At 70.4% G+C, this 18,707-nt stretch carries 17 protein-coding genes; 6 read left to right on the top strand and 11 right to left on the bottom strand.

Annotated elements, in window-relative coordinates:
* Positions 1-10 precede the first annotated feature (10 nt).
* Positions 11-442, top strand: a complete 432-nt coding sequence (locus ABIC28_RS20040; protein WP_097209820.1) for an NfeD family protein — start codon at positions 11-13, stop codon at positions 440-442.
* A complete protein-coding gene (locus ABIC28_RS20035; RefSeq protein WP_097209819.1) occupies positions 443-1,639 on the top strand; it encodes an SPFH domain-containing protein in 1,197 nt (398 codons plus the stop codon). It begins immediately after the preceding gene.
* Between the two features lie 14 nt (positions 1,640-1,653).
* Here the strand turns inward: ABIC28_RS20035 and ABIC28_RS20030 are convergent, their stop codons facing one another.
* Entirely contained in the window at positions 1,654-2,244 is a 591-nt protein-coding gene (locus ABIC28_RS20030; RefSeq protein WP_097209818.1) for a TetR/AcrR family transcriptional regulator, read from the bottom strand.
* Positions 2,245-2,332: 88 nt separating this feature from the next.
* Here ABIC28_RS20030 and ABIC28_RS20025 point away from each other — a divergent pair, with 88 nt between their 5' ends.
* Positions 2,333-3,307, top strand: coding sequence for a quinone oxidoreductase family protein (locus tag ABIC28_RS20025; protein WP_354580497.1), 975 nt, complete (start codon positions 2,333-2,335; stop codon positions 3,305-3,307).
* Positions 3,308-3,351: 44 nt separating this feature from the next.
* On the opposite strand, the gene ABIC28_RS20020 is transcribed toward ABIC28_RS20025, so the two are convergent.
* From ABIC28_RS20020 to ABIC28_RS20005, 4 genes are read right to left on the bottom strand one after another with little or no spacing between them, the layout of a single operon-like run.
* Entirely contained in the window at positions 3,352-3,891 is a 540-nt protein-coding gene (locus ABIC28_RS20020; protein WP_209926338.1) for a hypothetical protein, read from the bottom strand.
* Positions 3,888-4,469 (bottom strand): helix-turn-helix domain-containing protein, encoded by a 582-nt coding sequence (locus tag ABIC28_RS20015; protein WP_354580494.1) that lies wholly within the window; start codon positions 4,467-4,469, stop codon positions 3,888-3,890. The genes ABIC28_RS20020 and ABIC28_RS20015 overlap by 4 nt, the downstream gene beginning before the upstream one ends.
* A 60-nt stretch (positions 4,470-4,529) precedes the next feature.
* Positions 4,530-5,207, bottom strand: coding sequence for a TVP38/TMEM64 family protein (locus ABIC28_RS20010; RefSeq protein ID WP_209926342.1), 678 nt, complete (start codon positions 5,205-5,207; stop codon positions 4,530-4,532).
* Entirely contained in the window at positions 5,188-6,027 is an 840-nt protein-coding gene (locus ABIC28_RS20005; RefSeq protein WP_097209815.1) for a PaaI family thioesterase, read from the bottom strand. The genes ABIC28_RS20010 and ABIC28_RS20005 overlap by 20 nt, the downstream gene beginning before the upstream one ends.
* Positions 6,028-6,152: 125 nt before the next feature.
* Between ABIC28_RS20005 and mutA the strand changes: the two genes are divergently transcribed.
* The 3 genes from mutA to meaB are packed head-to-tail and all read left to right on the top strand — an operon-like array spanning position 6,153 to position 11,273.
* Positions 6,153-8,036 carry a methylmalonyl-CoA mutase small subunit gene (gene mutA, locus ABIC28_RS20000; RefSeq protein ID WP_354580491.1) on the top strand — a complete coding sequence of 628 codons (1,884 nt, stop codon included), beginning with the start codon at positions 6,153-6,155 and terminating at the stop codon, positions 8,034-8,036.
* Entirely contained in the window at positions 8,033-10,291 is a 2,259-nt protein-coding gene (gene scpA, locus ABIC28_RS19995; protein ID WP_097209813.1) for a methylmalonyl-CoA mutase, read from the top strand. Before mutA ends, scpA begins: the two co-directional genes overlap by 4 nt.
* Positions 10,281-11,273, top strand: a complete 993-nt coding sequence (gene meaB / locus ABIC28_RS19990; protein ID WP_097209812.1) for a methylmalonyl Co-A mutase-associated GTPase MeaB — start codon at positions 10,281-10,283, stop codon at positions 11,271-11,273. Before scpA ends, meaB begins: the two co-directional genes overlap by 11 nt.
* 21 nt (positions 11,274-11,294) lie before the next feature.
* Here meaB and ABIC28_RS19985 read toward each other — a convergent pair whose 3' ends face one another.
* From ABIC28_RS19985 to ABIC28_RS19960, 6 genes are all read right to left on the bottom strand, one after another.
* Positions 11,295-12,362: a nucleoside hydrolase gene (locus tag ABIC28_RS19985; RefSeq protein WP_097209811.1), complete on the bottom strand. Its 1,068-nt coding sequence runs from the start codon at positions 12,360-12,362 to the stop codon at positions 11,295-11,297.
* Position 12,363: 1 nt separating this feature from the next.
* Positions 12,364-12,834: an OsmC family protein gene (locus ABIC28_RS19980; protein WP_354580488.1), complete on the bottom strand. Its 471-nt coding sequence runs from the start codon at positions 12,832-12,834 to the stop codon at positions 12,364-12,366.
* Between the two features lie 56 nt (positions 12,835-12,890).
* The gene (locus ABIC28_RS19975; RefSeq protein WP_354580486.1) at positions 12,891-14,231 is read right to left on the bottom strand and encodes a CoA transferase; all 1,341 of its coding nucleotides are present in this window, start codon (positions 14,229-14,231) and stop codon (positions 12,891-12,893) included.
* Positions 14,232-14,385: 154 nt separating this feature from the next.
* Positions 14,386-15,627 (bottom strand): saccharopine dehydrogenase family protein, encoded by a 1,242-nt coding sequence (locus ABIC28_RS19970; RefSeq protein ID WP_097209808.1) that lies wholly within the window; start codon positions 15,625-15,627, stop codon positions 14,386-14,388.
* Positions 15,628-15,670: 43 nt separating this feature from the next.
* On the bottom strand, positions 15,671-17,164 hold the full coding sequence (locus ABIC28_RS19965; protein ID WP_097209807.1) for a glutamate-cysteine ligase family protein: 1,494 nt from the start codon (positions 17,162-17,164) through the stop codon (positions 15,671-15,673).
* 80 nt (positions 17,165-17,244) lie between these two features.
* Positions 17,245-18,684, bottom strand: a complete 1,440-nt coding sequence (locus tag ABIC28_RS19960) for an SDR family NAD(P)-dependent oxidoreductase (protein ID WP_077041583.1) — start codon at positions 18,682-18,684, stop codon at positions 17,245-17,247.
* Between the last annotated feature and the right edge of the window lie 23 nt (positions 18,685-18,707).

Below are 18,707 nucleotides of genomic sequence, written 5' to 3'. Positions count from 1 at the left end.
AGATGGTGTTGTGGCAGCACTTGTCTGGCTGATAGCAGGAGTTTTGCTGGCCGCGGCCGAGGCATTGTCGGGGGATTTCTTCCTGCTGATGTTGGCCGGCGGCGCCTTTGCCGCGGCCGGGGTCAGCGCGGTGACCGACTGGCCGGTGTGGGTCGACGCCGTCGTGTTCGGTGTGGTCTCGCTCGCACTCGTCCTCGGGGTGCGGCCCGCGTTGCTGCGCCGCTTCGCGAAGCCGCCGCTGGTACCCACCAATGTCGAGGCGCTTGCGGGTAAGCATGCACTGGTGCTCGAGGAGGTTGCCGAGCACGCGGGCCAGATCAAGCTCGCGGGCGAGGTGTGGACCGCCCGCCCGCTCGACAGCTCCGAGGTGTATCCGCCAGGAACGACCGTGACCGTGATGGAGATTGACGGCGCGACCGCCGTCGTATGGAGGGGGCCCTAAATGGCCGCATTGATCGTTCTGGCCGTGATCGTGCTGCTGGTGGTGATCGTGGTGGCGAAGTCGGTCGCCCTGGTCCCGCAGGCGGAGGCGGCCGTCATCGAGCGGCTCGGCCGCTACGCGAGGACGGTGTCCGGCCAGCTCACCTTCCTGGTGCCGTTCGTGGACAGGATCCGGGCCAAGGTCGACCTGCGCGAGCGGGTGGTGTCCTTCCCGCCGCAGCCGGTGATCACCCAGGACAACCTGACCCTGAACATCGACACCGTCGTCTACTTCCAGGTGACCAACCCGCAGGCCGCGGTGTACGAGATCAACAACTACATCGTCGGCGTGGAACAGCTGACCACCACGACGCTGCGCAATGTGGTCGGCGGCATGACCCTCGAGGAGACGCTGACCTCCCGCGATTCGATCAACGGGCAGCTCCGCGGGGTGCTGGACGAGGCCACCGGCCGCTGGGGCCTGCGCGTCGCCCGCGTCGAGCTCAAGAGCATCGACCCGCCGCCGTCGATCCAGGAGTCGATGGAGAAGCAGATGAAGGCGGACCGCGAGAAGCGGGCGATGATCCTCACCGCCGAGGGACATCGCGAATCCGCCATCAAGACCGCGGAGGGCGACAAGCAGTCACGGATCCTCGCGGCCGAGGGCGCCAAGCAGGCATCGATCCTCAGCGCGGAGGGCGAGCGACAGTCCCGCATCCTGCGTGCGCAGGGTGAGCGGGCCGCGAAGTACCTGCAGGCACAGGGCCAGGCGAAGGCGATCGAAAAGGTGTTCGCGGCCATCAAGGCAGGCAAGCCGACGCCGGAACTGCTTGCGTACCAGTATCTTCAGACCCTGCCGCAGATGGCACAGGGCGACGCGAACAAGGTGTGGCTGGTGCCGAGCGACTTCGGGGATGCGCTGAAGGGCTTCGCGCGGACCCTCGGGGCGCCGGGGGAGGACGGGGTGTTCCGCTACGAGCCGAGCCAGGTCCAGGAGGACCTGCCCAAGCCGGAGGACGATTCGGCGGAGGTCGCCGACTGGTTCGAGATGAAGGCGGACCCGACCGTCGCGCGCGCGGTCGCGGCGGCGGAAGCCGTTGCGCGCCAACCAGTCGACACCTCACTGGTGCCCGAGCACCAGCTCGAGCCGCAGCGTCACGAGTCGGGCGAGCTGCCCGCGGGCCCGGCGGATCCGGGTGGGCAGCTGCCGCCCGCGTAGCCGGATGCGGTCGCTCAGGTCGGCGTGGGTGCGGGTCGACCGACGACCGATTCGACGACGCTGAGGACGGCGGCCGCGAGACGCTCGGTCTCGCCGTCGCGGACGTAGTGGAGCACCATGTCGGGGTTGATGGCTGCCAGCAGGACCGGGGCCACTGCCTCGGCGTCGAGATCTGGTCGGGCATCCGCGAGCAGAGCGGCGATGTGCCCGTACCAGAATCCGTGAATCGCCTCGGTGTGCGCGTCGGGGGTGGCGTCGTCGTAGGCGATCATCAGCTCGACGTTGTCCGCGACCAGTCGGAACATCGCGTCGAAGTACGCGAGCAGTCTGTCGGCTGCGGGCGCGCCGGGTCCCAGCGGCGGCTCGCCGCTCACGACCGCGTCGCGCAGGTTGTGCGCGCGCTCGAGGACCAGGGCCTTCATCAGCCCGGCGCGGCTACCGAACCGGTGGAAGACGGTTCCCTTGCCGACGCCTGCCGCCGCGGCGATCTGCTCGATCGAGACGTTCTCGGCGCCGAACTCGCTCAGGAGCTCACTGGCCGCATCGAGAATCGCGCGCCGATTTCGGGCGGCGTCGCTGCGCTCCCGCGTTGATCCGCTACCCACCCGTGTACCTCCGTTGACAAGTTGACCTTCGGTCCATAACGTGACTCTCGTCCGACAACTGGACCAGCGGTCAAATTAGGGAGTGTCGATGCGGGCAATAGTAATGACATCGGTCGGTGGGCCCGAGGTCCTCGTCGAGCGGGACGTGCCCGCACCGCAGCCCGGGGTCGGTGAGGTGGTGATCCGAGCCGAGGCGATCGGGGTCCATTTCGCCGAAACGCAGCTCCGCTCAGGGATCTTCCCGTCGCCGGCCGTCCCGCCGTTCGTCTTCGGGGGCGAGGCGGCGGGGACGGTCGTCGAGGTGGGCGCGGGCGTCGACCGGGGCATGATCGGCGCGCGGGTGATCGCGACGACCGATGGCACCGGCGCCTACGCCGAGCGGGTGGTGGCCGCGGCCGCCGCGGCCGTCCGAGTCCCCGAGGGGTTGTCGTTGACCGACGCGGTCGCGGTGGCGGTGCCGGGTGCGGTGGCGTTGACCCTGCTGCGTGCCGCTGACCTGAGGGGCGGTGAGGTGGTGCTCGTGGAAGCCGCCGCGACGGGAGTCGGCGCGTACCTGACGCAGTTGGCCGGAGAGTTCGGCGCGGCGCGCATCCTCGCGACCGCAGGGGCAGCCGACAAGCGCGACCGGGCGCGCTCGTTCGGCGCCGACGACGTGATCGATCACTCCGACCCGGAATGGCCGGGCCGCGTGCGCGACGTCCTGGGCGATGCGACCATCGACGTCGCGTTCGAGTCGATCGGCGGCGAGTCCGCGGCGCAATTGCTGGATCTGATGACCCCGCTGGCGGGCCGAATGCTGTTCTACGGGTTGCTGAGTGGTCGCCCGGCGGCCATCGGGTCCGCGGACCTGATGCCGCGAGGGCTCACGCTCACGGGCTGTGGCGGGCCGGCCTGGCTGGGGCGTGTCGCGGCGGCAAGGACCGAGATCCTCGAGCGGGCGGCCGCCGGAACCGTCACACCCGTGGTCGACTCGATCCTTCCACTCGGCGACGCCGCGCTGGCGCACGAGAGGATCGAGAAGCGGGCCGCCACGGGGAAGGTGATCCTGGCGCCGACGGTCTAGGTCCTTGAGCGTCTGAGTGCTTCAGTGTCTAGGTGCTTCAGCGTCTAAGTGATGAGCGCCTTGGCGACCCCGCACACCGCCACCGCCCACAGCACGCTGGTGAAGGTGCCGATGATGAACTGTTCGGACGCATGGGGTTCGCGCAGTTCCGGGTAGCGCGCCAGGCCCTTGACTGCGAGCACGATCGCGAGGCCCTCGGGCCAGCCGGCCAGGATCGCCACCGCGACGGCGCTGCGCTCGAGCACGCCGATGATCCGGCCGCCGCGCAGCGGGCCCTCACCGGCGATGCGAGGAGAGAGCATGGCGGTGTCGGGCGTCGGTCCCGCATCCTCCTGACGCTTGGCGATGCGAAATGCCGCGCGTACCAACGGTGCTCCGCCGGTGGTAGCGGCAAGGACGGCGAGTACCAGGGTCGCGCCGAGCGCGAATCCCGTGACGGGCCGCGTCGCGGTGGCGGCGAGCGCGGCGCCGCCGAGGGCGAGCGTCGCGATGGTCGGGCTGATCCACAGCCGAATCCGGCCGCTCGCGAGCACCACGGGGGCGACCGCGGCGAGGCCGAGCAGGATCAGGGCGAGCGTGGTCATCGGGCGGCCTCCTGGAGAAGTCGCAGGGCGAGGATGCGTCCGGCGCACTCCGCCTGCCATCCGGCCACGGCCAACCGCTGCGAGATGGCCTGTTTGCTGATGCCGAGCCGCTCCGCGGCCTCGGCCTGGGTGAGTCCCTCCCGCATCGCGGCGACCGCTTCCCGACCCGGCTCGGACCGCCTCGACACGAGGACGGACACCAGCATGAGGGCGGTTTCCGCATCGGCGGCGGAGGGGGCGTCGGGCCCGGTGACGGCGACCGAGCCGGGCAGGTTCTTGGCGCGATCGACGGCGTCCCTTGCGGCCTCGAAGGCCTGCCCGCGTCCGGCTCGGGTGCTGGCGGGCAGGGGGCTCTCGACGGGGCCGACGCCGATCCCGACGCTCCAGTACCCGCGTGTCGCCAGTTCGAGTGCGAGGTCGACGACCACATCGGCCCGCTCCGCCACCGCCTGTACCTCGTCGCCCGCGGTGCGCTCGAAGGGGCGTAGCAGCGGTGCGTCGGCGAACTCGCGCAGGATCGGATCGACGCGGTCGACGTCGCGGCGGCTGCCACGCTGGTCGACCGTCATGACGAACATCTATCAAGGCTAGAAACTGGATCCTATGACGTCAAGGTTCATAACTTGATTAGACGTGATCTAGTGTGCAGCCTTGACATCGACGCTGTCGCTCCTGGTCGGCACGCCCATTCGGGTATCCAGAACCAGGCCGAAGACGCCGATTGCGATGCAGACCGCGGAGAAGGCGAGCAGGGCCGGGTTGGTATCGCCACCGAGGGCGTTGCCGAGCACCACGACACCGATGGTGCCGGGCAGCACTCCGGCCAGGGTGGCGAGCATGTAGGGCAGGAGCCGGACCGACGACACGCCGCTGCAGTAGTTGATGACCGAGAACGGAACCGGGGCGATCAGTCGCAGCGAACCCACGGCCAGCCAACCCCGCCGGGCGAGCCGGTCGTCGATCGCCTGGATCGCCGGGTGCGTCATCCGCGAGGCGAACGCGTCGCGTCCGACGGCGCGCACGAGCAGCAGAGCGAGCACGGCGCTGACGGTGGTCGCGGCGACGGCGATCAGGATTCCGGTCGCCGCCCCGAACAACACCCCGGCACTGAGCGTGAAGACGGTGCGGGGGACCGGGGCGACCGTGACGAGGGCATGCACGGCGAAGAAAACCAGCGGGAATGCGGGGCCGACGGACCGCGCCCACTCCCGAACCTGCTCGATGGACGGGTGCGGCACGAGCAGTGCAGCGACCAGCAGCGCCGCGACGACCAGCAGCCCGGCGATCAGCTTCGGATCACGAAGGCGCCTGGTCACGTTCGCCAAGAGTACTCGGCGCGGGGCGGCGGCAGGTGACCGTCGCGACCCCGCACTCCCTGCCGTCGGCGTCGGTGCAGGTGACCCGGCTCACCGCGACCCGGCGTCCGGCGCGCAGCACCTCGGCCTCGAAGACGACGGGGCGGTCCAGCGGCACGGTCCGGAAGAAGTTGATCCGCAGGGAACTGGTGTCCATGGCGCCCGCCGACCCGGCCGCGGCCGCGTTGCCCGCGAGGTCGTACGCGCAGGCCTGCACGCCGCCGTGCATCACGCCGAGCGCGTTGGCGAGCGACCGGTTCGGCGGCACGGTCAGCCGTGCGCCGCGGTCGGTCCGTTCGATGGTGCCGCCGATCGTCTCCAGCGGCGTCATCGTCGGTCCGGATCCGTCGGCGGGTGCGAGCGGGCGTTCGTCGCGGGACTGCTGGACGCCGTCGACGAAGTTGCCCCAGGCGGTGCCGGTGGCGACCAGCTCGCCTGCGGCGTCGAACACCCGCACCGAACTCATCGCGCCGTCCTCGCCGCGGGTCTCGAGCCTGCCCTCGGCGGTCAGGTGCGGCCCGGTCCAGCCGGTCGGCCGGACGAAGTCGACGGACAGGTCGGCGCTGACCAGCCCGGCCCGGTCGCCGCGCCGCTCGTACATGGTGAAACCGAGGCAGTCGTCGAGCAGCACCCCGAGTGCCGCGGTCCTGCCGTGTGGCTCGGGCGCGCCCAGGTCCATCGTCATCCGGTTCACCGCGCCGTCGCGGGTGGCCGGACTGACCCGGAACAGGGCCTGTGGCGTCTTCCGCTCGGCGCCCGTCCGGACATTCGCAATGCTCATTGCGTGGAGGTTACCGAAGGGTAGGTGATCCAGGCGATAGTGGCCGAAAGGGTGCGGCTAGCATCACAGAAACAATGACTGTGTCCGAATATGGAGAGGAAGCAGACACCGTGTCACAAGCTCCTGTGTCACACGCTTCACAGGCCGAGGACGCTGCGCGCGACTACGCGAAGTGGCAGAAGGCTGTGGCCGCGGTGCTGGCGAAGGCCCGCAAGGTCGATGTGGCTGACATGCCCGCCGAACCCGAGCGGCTGCTCGACACCACCACCTACGACGGTGTGACCGTCGCGCCCCTGTACACCCGGCGCGACGAGACCCCCGAAACCACCCTCCCAGGTGTGTTCCCCTTCGTTCGAGGTCGCGACGCCCACCGCGACGTGAACCGCGGCTGGCTCGTCAGCGCCAGTTTCGGTGCGGGCGAAGCGGATCCGAAGGCGGCCAACCAGACGATCCTGGACGGGCTCGAGAACGGCATCAGCGCGATCTGGCTCAGCGCGGGCGGTAACAACCTGCCCGCCGCGACCGTCGCGCAGGCCCTGGACGGGGTGCTGCTCGACCTCGCGCCGCTGACCCTCGACGCGGGCGCCGAGACGGTCACCGCCGCGGAGGCGGTGCTCACCCTGCTCGACGAGCGCGCCGCCGCGGGCGATGGTGTCGCGGATCGCTCCGCGGTCACCGTCAGCTTCGGTGCCGCACCGCTGACCAGTGCCTTCTCCGGTCGCGGCGACATCGACCCGGCCACCGCGGTCGCGCTGGCACGGACCGCGGCCGGTCGGGCCGAGACGGTCCGCGCCATCACCGTCGACGGCACCGCATTCCACAACGCGGGCGCGAGCGACGCCGAGGAACTGGGTGCGGCCATCGCGGCCGGGCTGGAGTACCTGCGCGCGCTCACGGGCGCAGGCATCACGATCTCGGCCGCCCTCGGTCAGGTCGAGTTCCGGTTCGCCGCAACCGACGACCAGTTCCAGACCATCGCGAAGTTCCGCGCGGCGCGCCAGCTGTGGGCCCGCATCGCGCAGGTCTGCGGCGCCTCCGAGTTCGGCGGTGCGCCGCAGCATGCGGTCACCTCGGCCGCGATGATGTCCCAGCGTGATCCGTGGGTGAACATGCTCCGCACCACCCTCGCCGCGTTCGGCGCCGGTGTCGGCGGTGCCGACGCGGTGACCGTGCTGCCCTTCGACGTGGCGGTGCCCGAGGGCACGCTGGAGACGTCGAAGTCGTTCGGTGCCCGCATCGCCCGCAACACCCAGCTGCTGCTGCTCGAGGAGTCCCACATCGGTCGGGTGCTCGATCCCAGCGCCGGATCCTGGTATGTCGAGGACCTCACCGTTGCCATCGCGGCGAAGGCGTGGGAGTTCTTCCAGCAGATCGAGGCCGACGGTGGCTACGCGGCGGCGCTCGAGTCGGGCCTGATCGCCGATCGGGTCGCGGCCACTCGCACCTCCCGTGAGTCCGACATCGCCCACCGCAAGACCTCGTTGACGGGTGTCAACGAGTTCCCGAACCTCGACGAGAAGCCGCTTCCGGTCGACGCCGAGTCGCCGTTGGCCGACGTCTCCCGCTACGCGGCGGCCTTCGAGGCCCTGCGGGACCGCTCGGACCGGTACCTGGCGGACAACGGTTCCCGGCCGAAGGTGTTCCTCGCCGCGCTCGGCCCGGTGGCCGAGCACAACGGCCGCACCACCTTCGCCTCGAACCTGCTCGCGTCCGGCGGCATCGAGGCCGTGAACCCGGGCACCCTCGACCTCGCGACCGTGGCGGGCATCGTGCGCGAGGCGGACACCACCGTGGCGGTGCTCTGCGGCACCGACAAGCGGTACGTCGCCGACGGCGTACCTGCGGTGGACGCGCTGCGCGCGGCGGGCATCACCACCGTGCTGCTGGCCGGTCCGGAGAAGACCTTTGCCGAGGCGGAAGGCCAGGACCGTCCCGACGGATTCCTCACCGCCCGTATTGATGCGGTGTCGGCGCTGTCCGACCTGCTCGACACCTTGGGAGTGAAATGACCACCCGCGAGGTCAAGCACGTGATCGGCAGCTTCGCCGACGTGCCGCTGACGGATCCCGACTTCCCGGCCCCGCAGGCGCCGACCGCCGATGAGGCGACCGCTCATATCGCGGAGGCCGCGGCGGCGAATCACTACACCGCCGATCAGGTGGTGTGGTCGACCCCCGAGGGCATCGACGTCAAGCCGGTCTACACCCAGGCCGATCGAGACGCGGCGCAGGCACAGGGCTACCCGCTCGACAGCTTCCCCGGTGCGGCCCCGTTCCTGCGCGGGCCCTACCCGACGATGTACGTCAACCAGCCGTGGACCATCCGCCAGTACGCCGGATTCTCCACCGCCGCCGAGTCGAATGCCTTCTACCGGCGCAACCTCGCGTCCGGCCAGAAGGGTCTGTCCGTCGCCTTCGACCTGGCGACCCACCGCGGCTACGACTCCGACCACCCGCGCGTCCAGGGTGACGTCGGAATGGCCGGTGTGGCAATCGATTCCATCCTCGACATGCGTCAGCTCTTCGACGGTATCGACCTGTCGCAGGTGTCGGTGTCGATGACCATGAACGGCGCGGTCCTGCCGATCCTCGCGCTCTACGTCGCCGCGGCGGGCGAGCAGGGCGTCACGCCGGACAAGCTGGCCGGAACCATTCAGAACGACATTCTGAAAGAGTTCATGGTCCGTAACACCTACATCTACCCGCCTAAGCCGTCCATGCGGATCATCTCCGACATCTTCGCGTACACCAGTGCCGAGATGCCGAAGTACAATTCGATCTCCATCTCCGGCTACCACATTCAGGAAGCCGGGGCGACGGCCGACCTGGAGCTGGCGTACACGCTTGCCGACGGTGTCGAGTACATCCGGGCCGGGCTCGACGCGGGCATGGACATCGATGCCTTCGCGCCGCGACTGTCCTTCTTCTGGGCAATCGGCATGAACTTCTTCATGGAGGTCGCGAAGCTGCGGGCCGGCCGACTGCTGTGGGCCGAACTGGTGGCCAAGTTCGATCCCAAGAGCAGCAAGTCGCTCTCGCTCCGCACCCACTCGCAGACCTCGGGCTGGTCGCTCACCGCGCAGGACGTGTTCAACAACGTGCCGCGCACCTGCATCGAGGCGATGGCCGCGACCCAGGGCCACACCCAGTCGCTGCACACCAACGCGCTCGACGAGGCCATCGCGCTGCCGACCGATTTCTCGGCCCGCATCGCCCGCAACACCCAGCTGCTGCTGCAGCAGGAGTCGGGCACCACGCGGCCGATCGACCCGTGGGGCGGCTCGCACTATGTCGAGTGGCTGACCAACGAACTGGCGAACCGCGCCCGCGCGCACATCGCCGAGGTCGAGGCGGCAGGCGGCATGGCGCAGGCCATCGGCGAGGGCATCCCGAAGCTGCGCATCGAGGAGGCCGCGGCCCGCACCCAGGCCCGCATCGACTCCGGCCGCCAGCCGCTGGTCGGCGTCAACAAGTACGTGCCGGACGAGCCGGACAGCATCGAGGTGCTCAAGGTCGAGAACTCGAAGGTGCGCGCCGAGCAGCTCGCCAAGCTCGAGCGACTGCGGGCGGAGCGGGACGAGGACGCGACGCAGGCCGCGCTCGCCGAGCTCACCAGGGCCGCAGCCTCCACCGAGGGCGGCATGGAGAACAACCTGCTGGCCCTCGCCGTCGTCGCGGCCCGCGCCATGGCGACGGTCGGCGAGATCTCCGACGCGCTGGAGAAGGTGTACGGGCGTCACCAGGCCGAGATCCGGACCATCAGTGGTGTGTACCGGGACGAGGCCGGAAAGGCGGAGAACATCGCGACCGCAACGGAACTCGTTGAGAAGTTCGCCGACTCGGAGGGTCGTCGCCCCCGCATCCTGGTCGCCAAGATGGGCCAGGACGGACACGACCGAGGCCAGAAGGTGATCGCCACGGCGTTCGCGGACCTCGGCTTCGACGTCGACGTGGGACCGCTGTTCCAGACCCCCGACGAGGTGGCCAACCAGGCCGCCGACGCCGACGTGCACGTGGTCGGTGTCTCCTCCCTGGCAGCCGGACACCTGACGCTGGTGCCCGCGCTCAGGGAGGCGCTCGCCGCGGTGGGACGGCCCGACATCATGGTCGTGGTCGGCGGCGTCATCCCGCCCGGCGATTTCGACGAGCTGTACCAGGCCGGCGCGGCCGCGATCTTCCCGCCAGGAACGGTGATCGCGGACGCGGCCACCGGCCTGCTGGAGAAGCTGGCCGCTCAGTTGGGGCACGATCTGAGTGCCAGCTGACAGGCCCGCCCTCGATCTGACGGCCCTCGGCGACGCCGTGCTCGCGAACAAGCGCGCACAGCTCGCGAAGGCCATCACCCTGGTCGAATCGACCAGGGCGGACCACCGGGAGCAGGCGCAGCAGCTGCTGCTGCGCCTGCTCCCGCACGCGGGCGGCGCGATCCGCGTCGGCATCACCGGCGTCCCGGGGGTGGGCAAGTCGACCACCATCGAGGCGCTCGGCATGCACCTGCTCGAGCTCGGTCACAAGGTGGCGGTGCTGGCGGTCGACCCGTCCTCGACCCGCACCGGCGGTTCGATCCTGGGCGACAAGACCCGGATGCAGAACCTGTCGGTGGAGCCGAACGCGTACATCCGGCCGTCCCCGACCTCCGGCACGCTCGGGGGCGTCGCGAAGGCGACCCGCGAGACCATCGTGCTGCTCGAGGCCGCCGGGTACGACGTGATCCTGGTCGAGACCGTCGGCGTCGGTCAGTCCGAGGTGACCGTGGCGAACATGGTCGACACCTTCACCTTCCTGACCCTGGCCAGGACCGGCGACCAGCTCCAGGGCATCAAGAAGGGTGTGCTCGAGCTCGCCGACATCGTCACGGTGAACAAGGCCGACGGCAAGCACGCGATCGAGGCGAAGGCCGCCGCACGCGAGCTCGCGGGCGCGTTGCGGTTGATCTACCCGCACGACGCGCTCTGGAAGCCGCCGGTGCTGACCATGAGCGCGCTGGAGAACGACGGCGTGGACAAGTTCTGGGACACTGTGCTCCGGCATCGCAAGGTGCTCGGCGACGCGGGGGAACTCGAGGCCAAGCGGCACCAGCAGCAGGTGGACTGGACCTGGTCGATGGTGCACGACCAGCTGCTGCGCCGGCTCGAGACCGACCCGGAGGTCAAGGCGATCCGGCATGACGTCGAGCAGCAGGTGCGGGACGGCTCGCTGACGGCGGCGCTGGCCGCACACCAGATCCTGGACGCCTTCGACAAGTAGGCGCTGCGCGCCCGTGCGCGGTTAACGAGTCTCTGGACTCGCGAACCGCGCACGGGCGGCGAAGCCGCCCACCCGTTCGATGAGGTGGACGAAGAACGCGGCGGGGTCGGTGCCCACGGCGATGTCCGCGTTCGGCTCGCGGCCCCACATGCCGGTCCAGTCGGCGACGGTGGTGCCGCGGGTGAGGGTGCCCTCGAGTTCGACGTCCACGGTCGCCGGGCGGGTGACGGCAAGGCCGGGATCCAGCGCGAGGGCCGCGGCGAACGGGTCGTGCATGTGCGCGAGGAAGCCCTGGCCGTGGTCGCGGTGGAACTCGAGGTAGAACCGCACCGCGTCCGACAGGTGCCGCACGATGGGATTGGACGTGCGCGAGCGGGTGCCGGGCGGGTCCTGTTCGGTGATGAGCTCGGCGGGTTCGCTCCCGGCCACCTGGGCGAGCAGGCGGAGGTGCTCCGGTCGCATCTCGATCGTCTCGGTGACGTCCAGCGGGCAGATCAGCGGCCGACGGTCGGCGGGGACCACCGAGAACGCAGCGAAGACCTCCTGCGCGGCCTCCGGGTCGACGAAGATGTTCCACTCGCAGGTCGGGGTGGTGTTCCCGGGATGGTTGAACACCCCGCCCATCACGACGAGACGCTTGAGCAGGTGGGGGAGTTCGGGCTCGAGCCGCAACGCCAGGGCGAGGTTGGTGAGCGGCCCGGTGACCAGCCCGGTCACCGCGCCGGGGCGCTGGCGCGCGATCTCGACCCAGGTGCGGGCCGAGCTGCGGTCCGACGGCCCGCGGGACGAGTGCGGCAGCTCCGCGTACCCGATGCCCTGCGGCCCGTGGGTGTCCTCGGTGGTCCGCAGCGGGATTCGCAGCGGCGTGGGTGAACCGACGGTGACCTCGATGTCGGTCCGGCCGCACAGGTCCAGCCACGCCAGGTTGTTCGCGGCGACCTGCGCGACGGGCACGTTGCCGCCGGTGCTGGCGATCGCGAGGATCTCAGCCTCGGGGCTTGCGAGCAGGTAGAGCAGCGCCAGCGAATCGTCGATGCCGGTGTCGACGTCGACGATCATCGGCACGATGGAGTGCACGGGACGGATCATCTCATGCCCCCACGAGGGCGGTGGCCCTGTGGTGCACGGGGAAGTTCACCGAGCGGGCGATGAAGCACTTCTCGTGCGCGGCCGAGTGCAACTCCGGCAGCTTCGGGAGCATGTCGGCGGCCGCCACAGTGACCTCCGGCCGCAGCACCACCTCCGCGAACTGTCCTGCCCCGTTGTGTTCCTCGGTCATCGTCCCGGTCGGGCGGTCGAGGTAGTCGGTGACCACCACGCCCGCGATGGCGGCGAGGTTCAGGAACCAGAGCATGTGGCACTGCGACAGGGCGGCGACCAGCAGTTCCTGCGGGTTCCACCGCGCCGGGTCGCCCAGGAACGCGGGATCCGCGCTGCCCGCCAGGTCCGGCTTGCCGTCCGCGGTCACCAGGTGTTCGCGGCCGTAGGCGCGCGGGTCGGTCGTGCCCGTGCCGTGGTTGCCGGTCCAGGTGACGGTGAGTTCGTAGTGGTGGTCGCGCACGTGGAAGATCCTCTCAGATCCGGTGTGTGACGGGTCCGCCTGTTTCCCAGGACGGGTCAGATCCAGTGGGGCGCATCGGATCCCCAGTCGTGTGCGGGGTAGGGATACTGCGGGTGGCTTGGCAGCGGTGGGCGCGCGGAGGTGACGGCACCGTGGGTGGCGGTGGCGGCGGGGCCGGGAACCCGCGGCTCCGCAGGATCGGCCACCCGGCCCGGCGCGTCGAGCAGCCAGCGGGCGGTCCGGGCGAGTGCCACCGACACCGAACGCCCCCGTCCGTCCACGGCGCGTAGTGCCAGCGCGTCCACGATGCCGGCGGCCAACAGGTACCCGCTGGCATGGTCTAGCGCCTGCACCGGCAGCGCGCCCGGATGCAGGCCGCCCTCGGCAAGGGAGATCCCGGAGGCGGCTTGGACGATGCTGTCGAACCCGCGCCGATGTGCCCACGGACCGTCATTGCCCCAGGCGCTGACGGAGCCGTGCACGAGGCCCGAGGTGCCCTCGTGCAGCCCGAACCTGTCCAGACTGCCCGGCCGGTAGCCCGTGACCAGCACGTCAGCCGTCGCGAGCAGAGCATGGACGGCGTCGGCGCCGTCGGCACTCGCGAGGTCGAGCAGCGCCGATCGCTTGCCCTGGCCGGTGTCGCGGTGCTGCCAGTCGATCTCGTGCAGCTGTGGTGGGTCCACCCGCAGTACCTGCGCGCCGAGCAGTGCAAGAGCCCGTGCCGCGACCGGTCCCGCGAGCACCCGCGTCAGGTCCAGAACTCGGAGCCCGGCCAGCGGTCGCAGCGGATCGGTGGTCAGTGGTGTCGGACCGGTGAAGGTCACTCCGGAGGTCGTGTCCATCCGTACGATCGGACCCGCGCCGGAGGCGATGCCCTGTGGATGCCTGGTCCACTCGGCCTCGGTGCGCACTCGTGCCGCGACGGCCCCCGCATCGGCGGCACGGTCCTCGATCTCCTGTGCGGACAGCGTTCCGATGCGGGACGAGAGGAGGCCGGCATCGGAGTCCTCGGGCAGGTCCAGCGCCTCCAGGAGCCGGACGCGGTGGTGAGGGTAGTTGGCGTGTGTCCGGACCCACGCGTCGGATGCGGCGAAGAACCCCGACATCGGCGCGAAACCTGGCACCGGGTCACCGTCGATGCGCATCATCCGGTCGCCCGCGAACGAGGCCGCGATCCGCTCCGGGTCGAGGCTCCAGCGGTGCGGTTCCTGGCCACGCACGACGAGCAGTCGGTCGACGGCGGAGGCCAGTGCGCCGACGGACCCGAGGGCGAGGGCGGCTGTCGGCAAGCGGGATGCGAGGAAGCCGTCGCCGGACGGGAAGCCCACCTGCCCCGGGTCGCGCGGCAGCCCACATCCGTTCGCGTAGTCGGTGACGAGTAGCTCCCCAGACGCCATCCCTGGACGGTATACCCGCCGCTCGCATGGGCGGATGATTGCCGACCCCGACACCGACGCTCGGACGCGGGACCCTCGCCGCACTCATGTCGGTGCTCATCGCGGCGGGCGTGCTCACGGCCGCACGCGCGACCGCCAGCACCCCCCGTCGGGACTAGTTCCGCCGGGCGCTGATCTCGACGCCCGCGGTGCGCAGCCGATCCACGAGCGCGTCGCCGATCGCCGTCGCGGGCGTCAGCACGCCCGCCGCATCGGGCAGGGCGTCCCTGTCGAGCGCGAGGGCGAGGGCGGATTCGCCGAGCATCACCGCGGTCGCGGCGTAGCCCGGGTCACCCTTGGCTCGCACCCGGGCGACGTAGCGGGCGCCGGTGCTGGTGGTGGTGTAGGTGTCGGTCGTGAAATGGCCTGCGGCCCTGGACTTCTCGCTCGGCCCCTCGCCGGGCTTGGGGAGCACCCGGTCGAGGACGTACCGGGTGGGGCCGAAGGCGAGGCCGGCCATCAGGGCGCCGAGGCCGGCGGACACCCCCGCCGCGAAGACGGGCGAGAGCACCGACTGCCCGACGCTCATCACCTCGCGGTACCGGAACGCGCGGCCGTACTCCCACTTGCGCAGCGCGTTGCTCCGGCGCACGACCCTGGTGTTGGTCGAGCCCATCACGAACGGCGCGGTGCGGCCGCCGAGGCCGGGCGCGATGTCCGATCCCTTCAGCATCTCGACGTCGGACTGGCGGCCGAGGTCGGGCTCGGCGGTGAGGTCCGGGCTCAGTGAGTACGGGTTCACCGCGATGCGGCGCGCGGACTTGTCGGCCTTGACGGTGTCGACGAGGTTGCGCATCGAATCGATGGTGCCGCCGCTGACGCCGCCGCGCAGCGAGCTGACCACCATCGTGGTGTCGGTGAGGTCGCCCTCGCCGTCGGCCGCGACCTGCTTGTGCAGGACGTGCACGCCGATGTCGGAGGGGATGGAGTCGAACCCGCAGGAATGCACGATCCGGGCCCCGGAGGCCACCGCGACATCGTGGAACCTGTCGATGCTCTCGCGGCCGAACAACACCTCGCCGCTGAGGTCGGCATAGTCGGTGCCCGCCTCGGCGCAGGCCCGGACCAGGTCGATGCCGTACTTGGCGTACGGGCCGACGGTGGTGATCACGACGTGGGCGGACTCGGCGAGCGCGGTCAGGGAGGTGGGGTCGTCCGCGTTCGCGACGATGATCGGCCACTGCGCGGCGGCCGGGCCGAGTTCGGCCCGCACCGTCTCCAGCTTGGCCGTGGATCGCCCGGCGAGACCGATCCGCGCGCCGCGCGGGGCGCTCCTGGCCAGGTACTGCGCGGTGAGCTTGCCGACGAATCCGGTGGCGCCGTAGACGACGATGTCGAGATCGCGAGTGCGGGTCATGCATCAGAACCCTACGCGGATCACCGCGTTCGCGGCCGCCCTGCTACCAGCTCCATGTGTGCACCGGCTCGCCCGAGTGCATCCGCTCCAGGTACTCGCACAGCATGGACCTCAGGGCGCTGTCGCGCGACTGACCGGCACGTTCCCGCGCGGCGACGCACTCGCGCTGCCACACCGATCCGCTGCGGGCCGCGCGAGCGCGGCCCTCGATCACGCCCAGGTACTTGTCGCGGAGGCCGGCGTCGACCCCCAATTCCTCGAGTCCGGCGTCCGCCATCGGCAGCAGCGTGCGCTCCACGAGATCCTGTGGGCTCACCGCGCCGTTCCCCGGCCACTGCATCACGGAGTCGAAGCCGTTCCTCGCGCCGACCCGAAGGTTCTCCTCCGCGGCGGCGAACGGCATCTGGGTCCACAACGGTCGGTCGGAGCGGGCGAGCGAGCGAAGCGTGCCGTAGTAGAACGCGGCATCGGCGAGGGTGTCGACGATGGTCGGGCCCGCTGGCAGCACGCGGTTCTCCAGGCGCAGCGGCGCCTGGGCGTCCGTGGGGTCGTAGACCGGCCGATTCCACCGGTAGATCGTTCCGTTGTGCATCGTCAGCTCGGCGAGTTCGGGGGTGCCGCCGCCCGCGACCACCGCGACAGGATCCTCCGGCGTCAAATCCGGCAGGAGCGCGGGGAAGTAGCGCGAGTTCTCCTCGAACAGGTCGAACACCGACGTTATCCAGCGCTCGCCGAACCACACCCGCGGACGGACCCCCTGATTCTTTAGCTCCGGCGGCCGGGTGTCGGTGGCCTGCTCGAACAACGGGATCCGGGTTTCGTTCCAGAGTGCCCGCCCGGCGAAGAACGGCGAGTTGGCGGCGAGCACCACCTGGATCCCGGCCAGGATCTGGGCGGCGTTCCAGTGCGCTGCGTAGGTGGCGGGGGAGACCTGCAGATGCAGTTGGACCGATGTGCACGCCGCCTCGGGCAGGATCGTGTGGGTCAGGGTCGTCAGGTGATCGGACGCGCTGTGGCCCGGCAGCGGCACCCCCGCGATGCTCAGCTCGATGTCCTCGCCCCTTGCGGCAAGGATCTGCTGCTCCAGGACGGTGTACCGGGTGTCGGACGACATCCACTTCTGCTCGAAATGATCCTCACGCAGCGTGGGCAGGATGCCGATCATCGCGAGCCTGCCGCCTGACTCGCGGGCGCGGGCGTCCGCGAGGTCGAGCGAGGCACGCAGGTCGTCCTCGAGTGCCGCGAGATTCGCGCCGGCAAGGGGCCTCGGCTCGACGTTGATCTCGATGTTGAACTGGGCGAGCTCGGACTGATACTTCGGGCCCGCGAGGGCGGCGAGCACCGCGGCGTTCACCATCGCGGGCTCGCAGTTCTCGTCGACCAGGTTCAGCTCGATCTCCATGCCCATCTTCGGGCTGGGGATCTCGGCGGCGTTCTCGAGGAGGGTGGCCAGGGCATCGAGGCAGGCCTGCACCTTCTCGCGGAAGTCCTGCCGGTCCCGGCGCGAGAACTTCAGCCGTGTCACCTCGTGGCCCATGGATACTCCTCGGCCGGTGCTGACGCCCCGGACTCAGTATCCCCGCTTTGGGCCCCGCGCCGTAGCGGCGCTTCCACACGTCACCAGGGGGACGGCTTGTAGTCCTTGAGGAAGCAGCCGTACAGGTCGACGCCCTGCTCGCCCTGCACGATCGGGTCGTACACCCGGGCCGCGCCGTCGACCAGGTCGAGCGGGGCGTGGAAGCCCTCGTCGGCGAGGCGGACCTTGGTGTAATGCGGGCGTTCGTCGGTGATCCACCCGGTGTCGACGGCGGTCATCAGGATGCCGTCCTCATCGAGCATCTCCTTGGCGCTGGTGCGGGTCAGCATGTTCAGCGCGGCCTTGGCCATGTTGGTGTGCGGATGCCCGGCACCCTTGTACGCGCGGCTGAACTGGCCCTCCATGGCGGAGACGTTGACCACGTACTTGCGGCGTGCGGCCGCGGCGGCCATCGCGGGGCGCAGCCGGGACACCAGGATGAACGGTGCCACCGAGTTGCACAGCTGCACCTCGAGCAGCTCGATCGGATCGACCTCCGCGACGGTCTGGACCCAGCTGTTGGTGTGCGCGAGGTCGGGCACGAGGCCGCCCGCGTCGATCGCGATGCCCTGCTCGATGCGTTCGAGCGAGGCGGAACCGGCGACCAGCGCGAGCTCGCTGACCTGGTGGATCACCGACTCCGGCGTCGGCAGCGAACTGGCAAGCGAGGCCGGGTGCGCGTCGCTGGTCTTGCCGAAGGTCAGCACGTCCGGCAGTTCGCCCGCGGGCAGCGGGCCGGACTCGGCCTCGGCGAGCGCGGAGTAGGCGCCGGGGGAGCGCCGGACGGTCTGAGCCGCGTTGTTGATGAGGATGTCGAGCGGACCCTGCTCGGCCACCGAGTCGGCGAGCGAGACGACCTGGGCGGGATCGCGCAGGTCGATGCCGACCACCCGCAGCCGGTGGATCCAGTCGCCGCTGTCCTCCATCGCCTTGAAGCGGCGGATCGCGTCGTTGGGGAAGCGGGTGGTGATGGTGAGGTGGGCGCCGTCGCGCAGCAGCCGCAGCGCGATGTACATGCCGATCTTGGCCCGGCCGCCGGTGAGCAGCGCCCGCCTGCCGGTCAGATCCGTGCTGGCGTCGCGCTTGGCGTGGCTGCTGGCCGCGCACTCGGGGCAGAGCTGGTGGTAGAACGCGTCGACGACCGTGTAGCGCTGCTTGCAGATGTAGCAGGGCCGCGGACGGATCAGAGTGCCCGCGCTCGCGCCTGGCGCGTTCGAGGTGAGCAGCACGCCAGCGGTCTCGTCGTCGATGCGCTCGGGCGAACCGGTGGCGGTCGAGGCCACGACCTGGCGGTCGGCCTCGGAGACTGCGTCGCGCGCCTCCACCCGTCGGCGCCGCTTGAGCTGCTTGAACATCTTGCCGCTGGCCCGCTGGAGGACCATCGAATCCGGGTGGTCGGCGTCGAGGCTGCCGGCCTCGGACAGCACGCGCAGGCAGATCTCCAGGTCGGCGGGATCGATGCCCGTCATTGGTTGTGCCATCGGTAGGTCGCTCAGTTCTGATC

Origin of the sequence: Rhodococcus sp. PvR044, assembly GCF_040548995.1 — a bacterium.
Classification (GTDB): Bacteria; Actinomycetota; Actinomycetes; order Mycobacteriales; family Mycobacteriaceae; genus Rhodococcus_G; species Rhodococcus_G oryzae.
The sequence above is the reverse complement of the archived record's forward strand: the minus strand, read 5'-3'. Positions and strand labels throughout refer to the sequence as shown.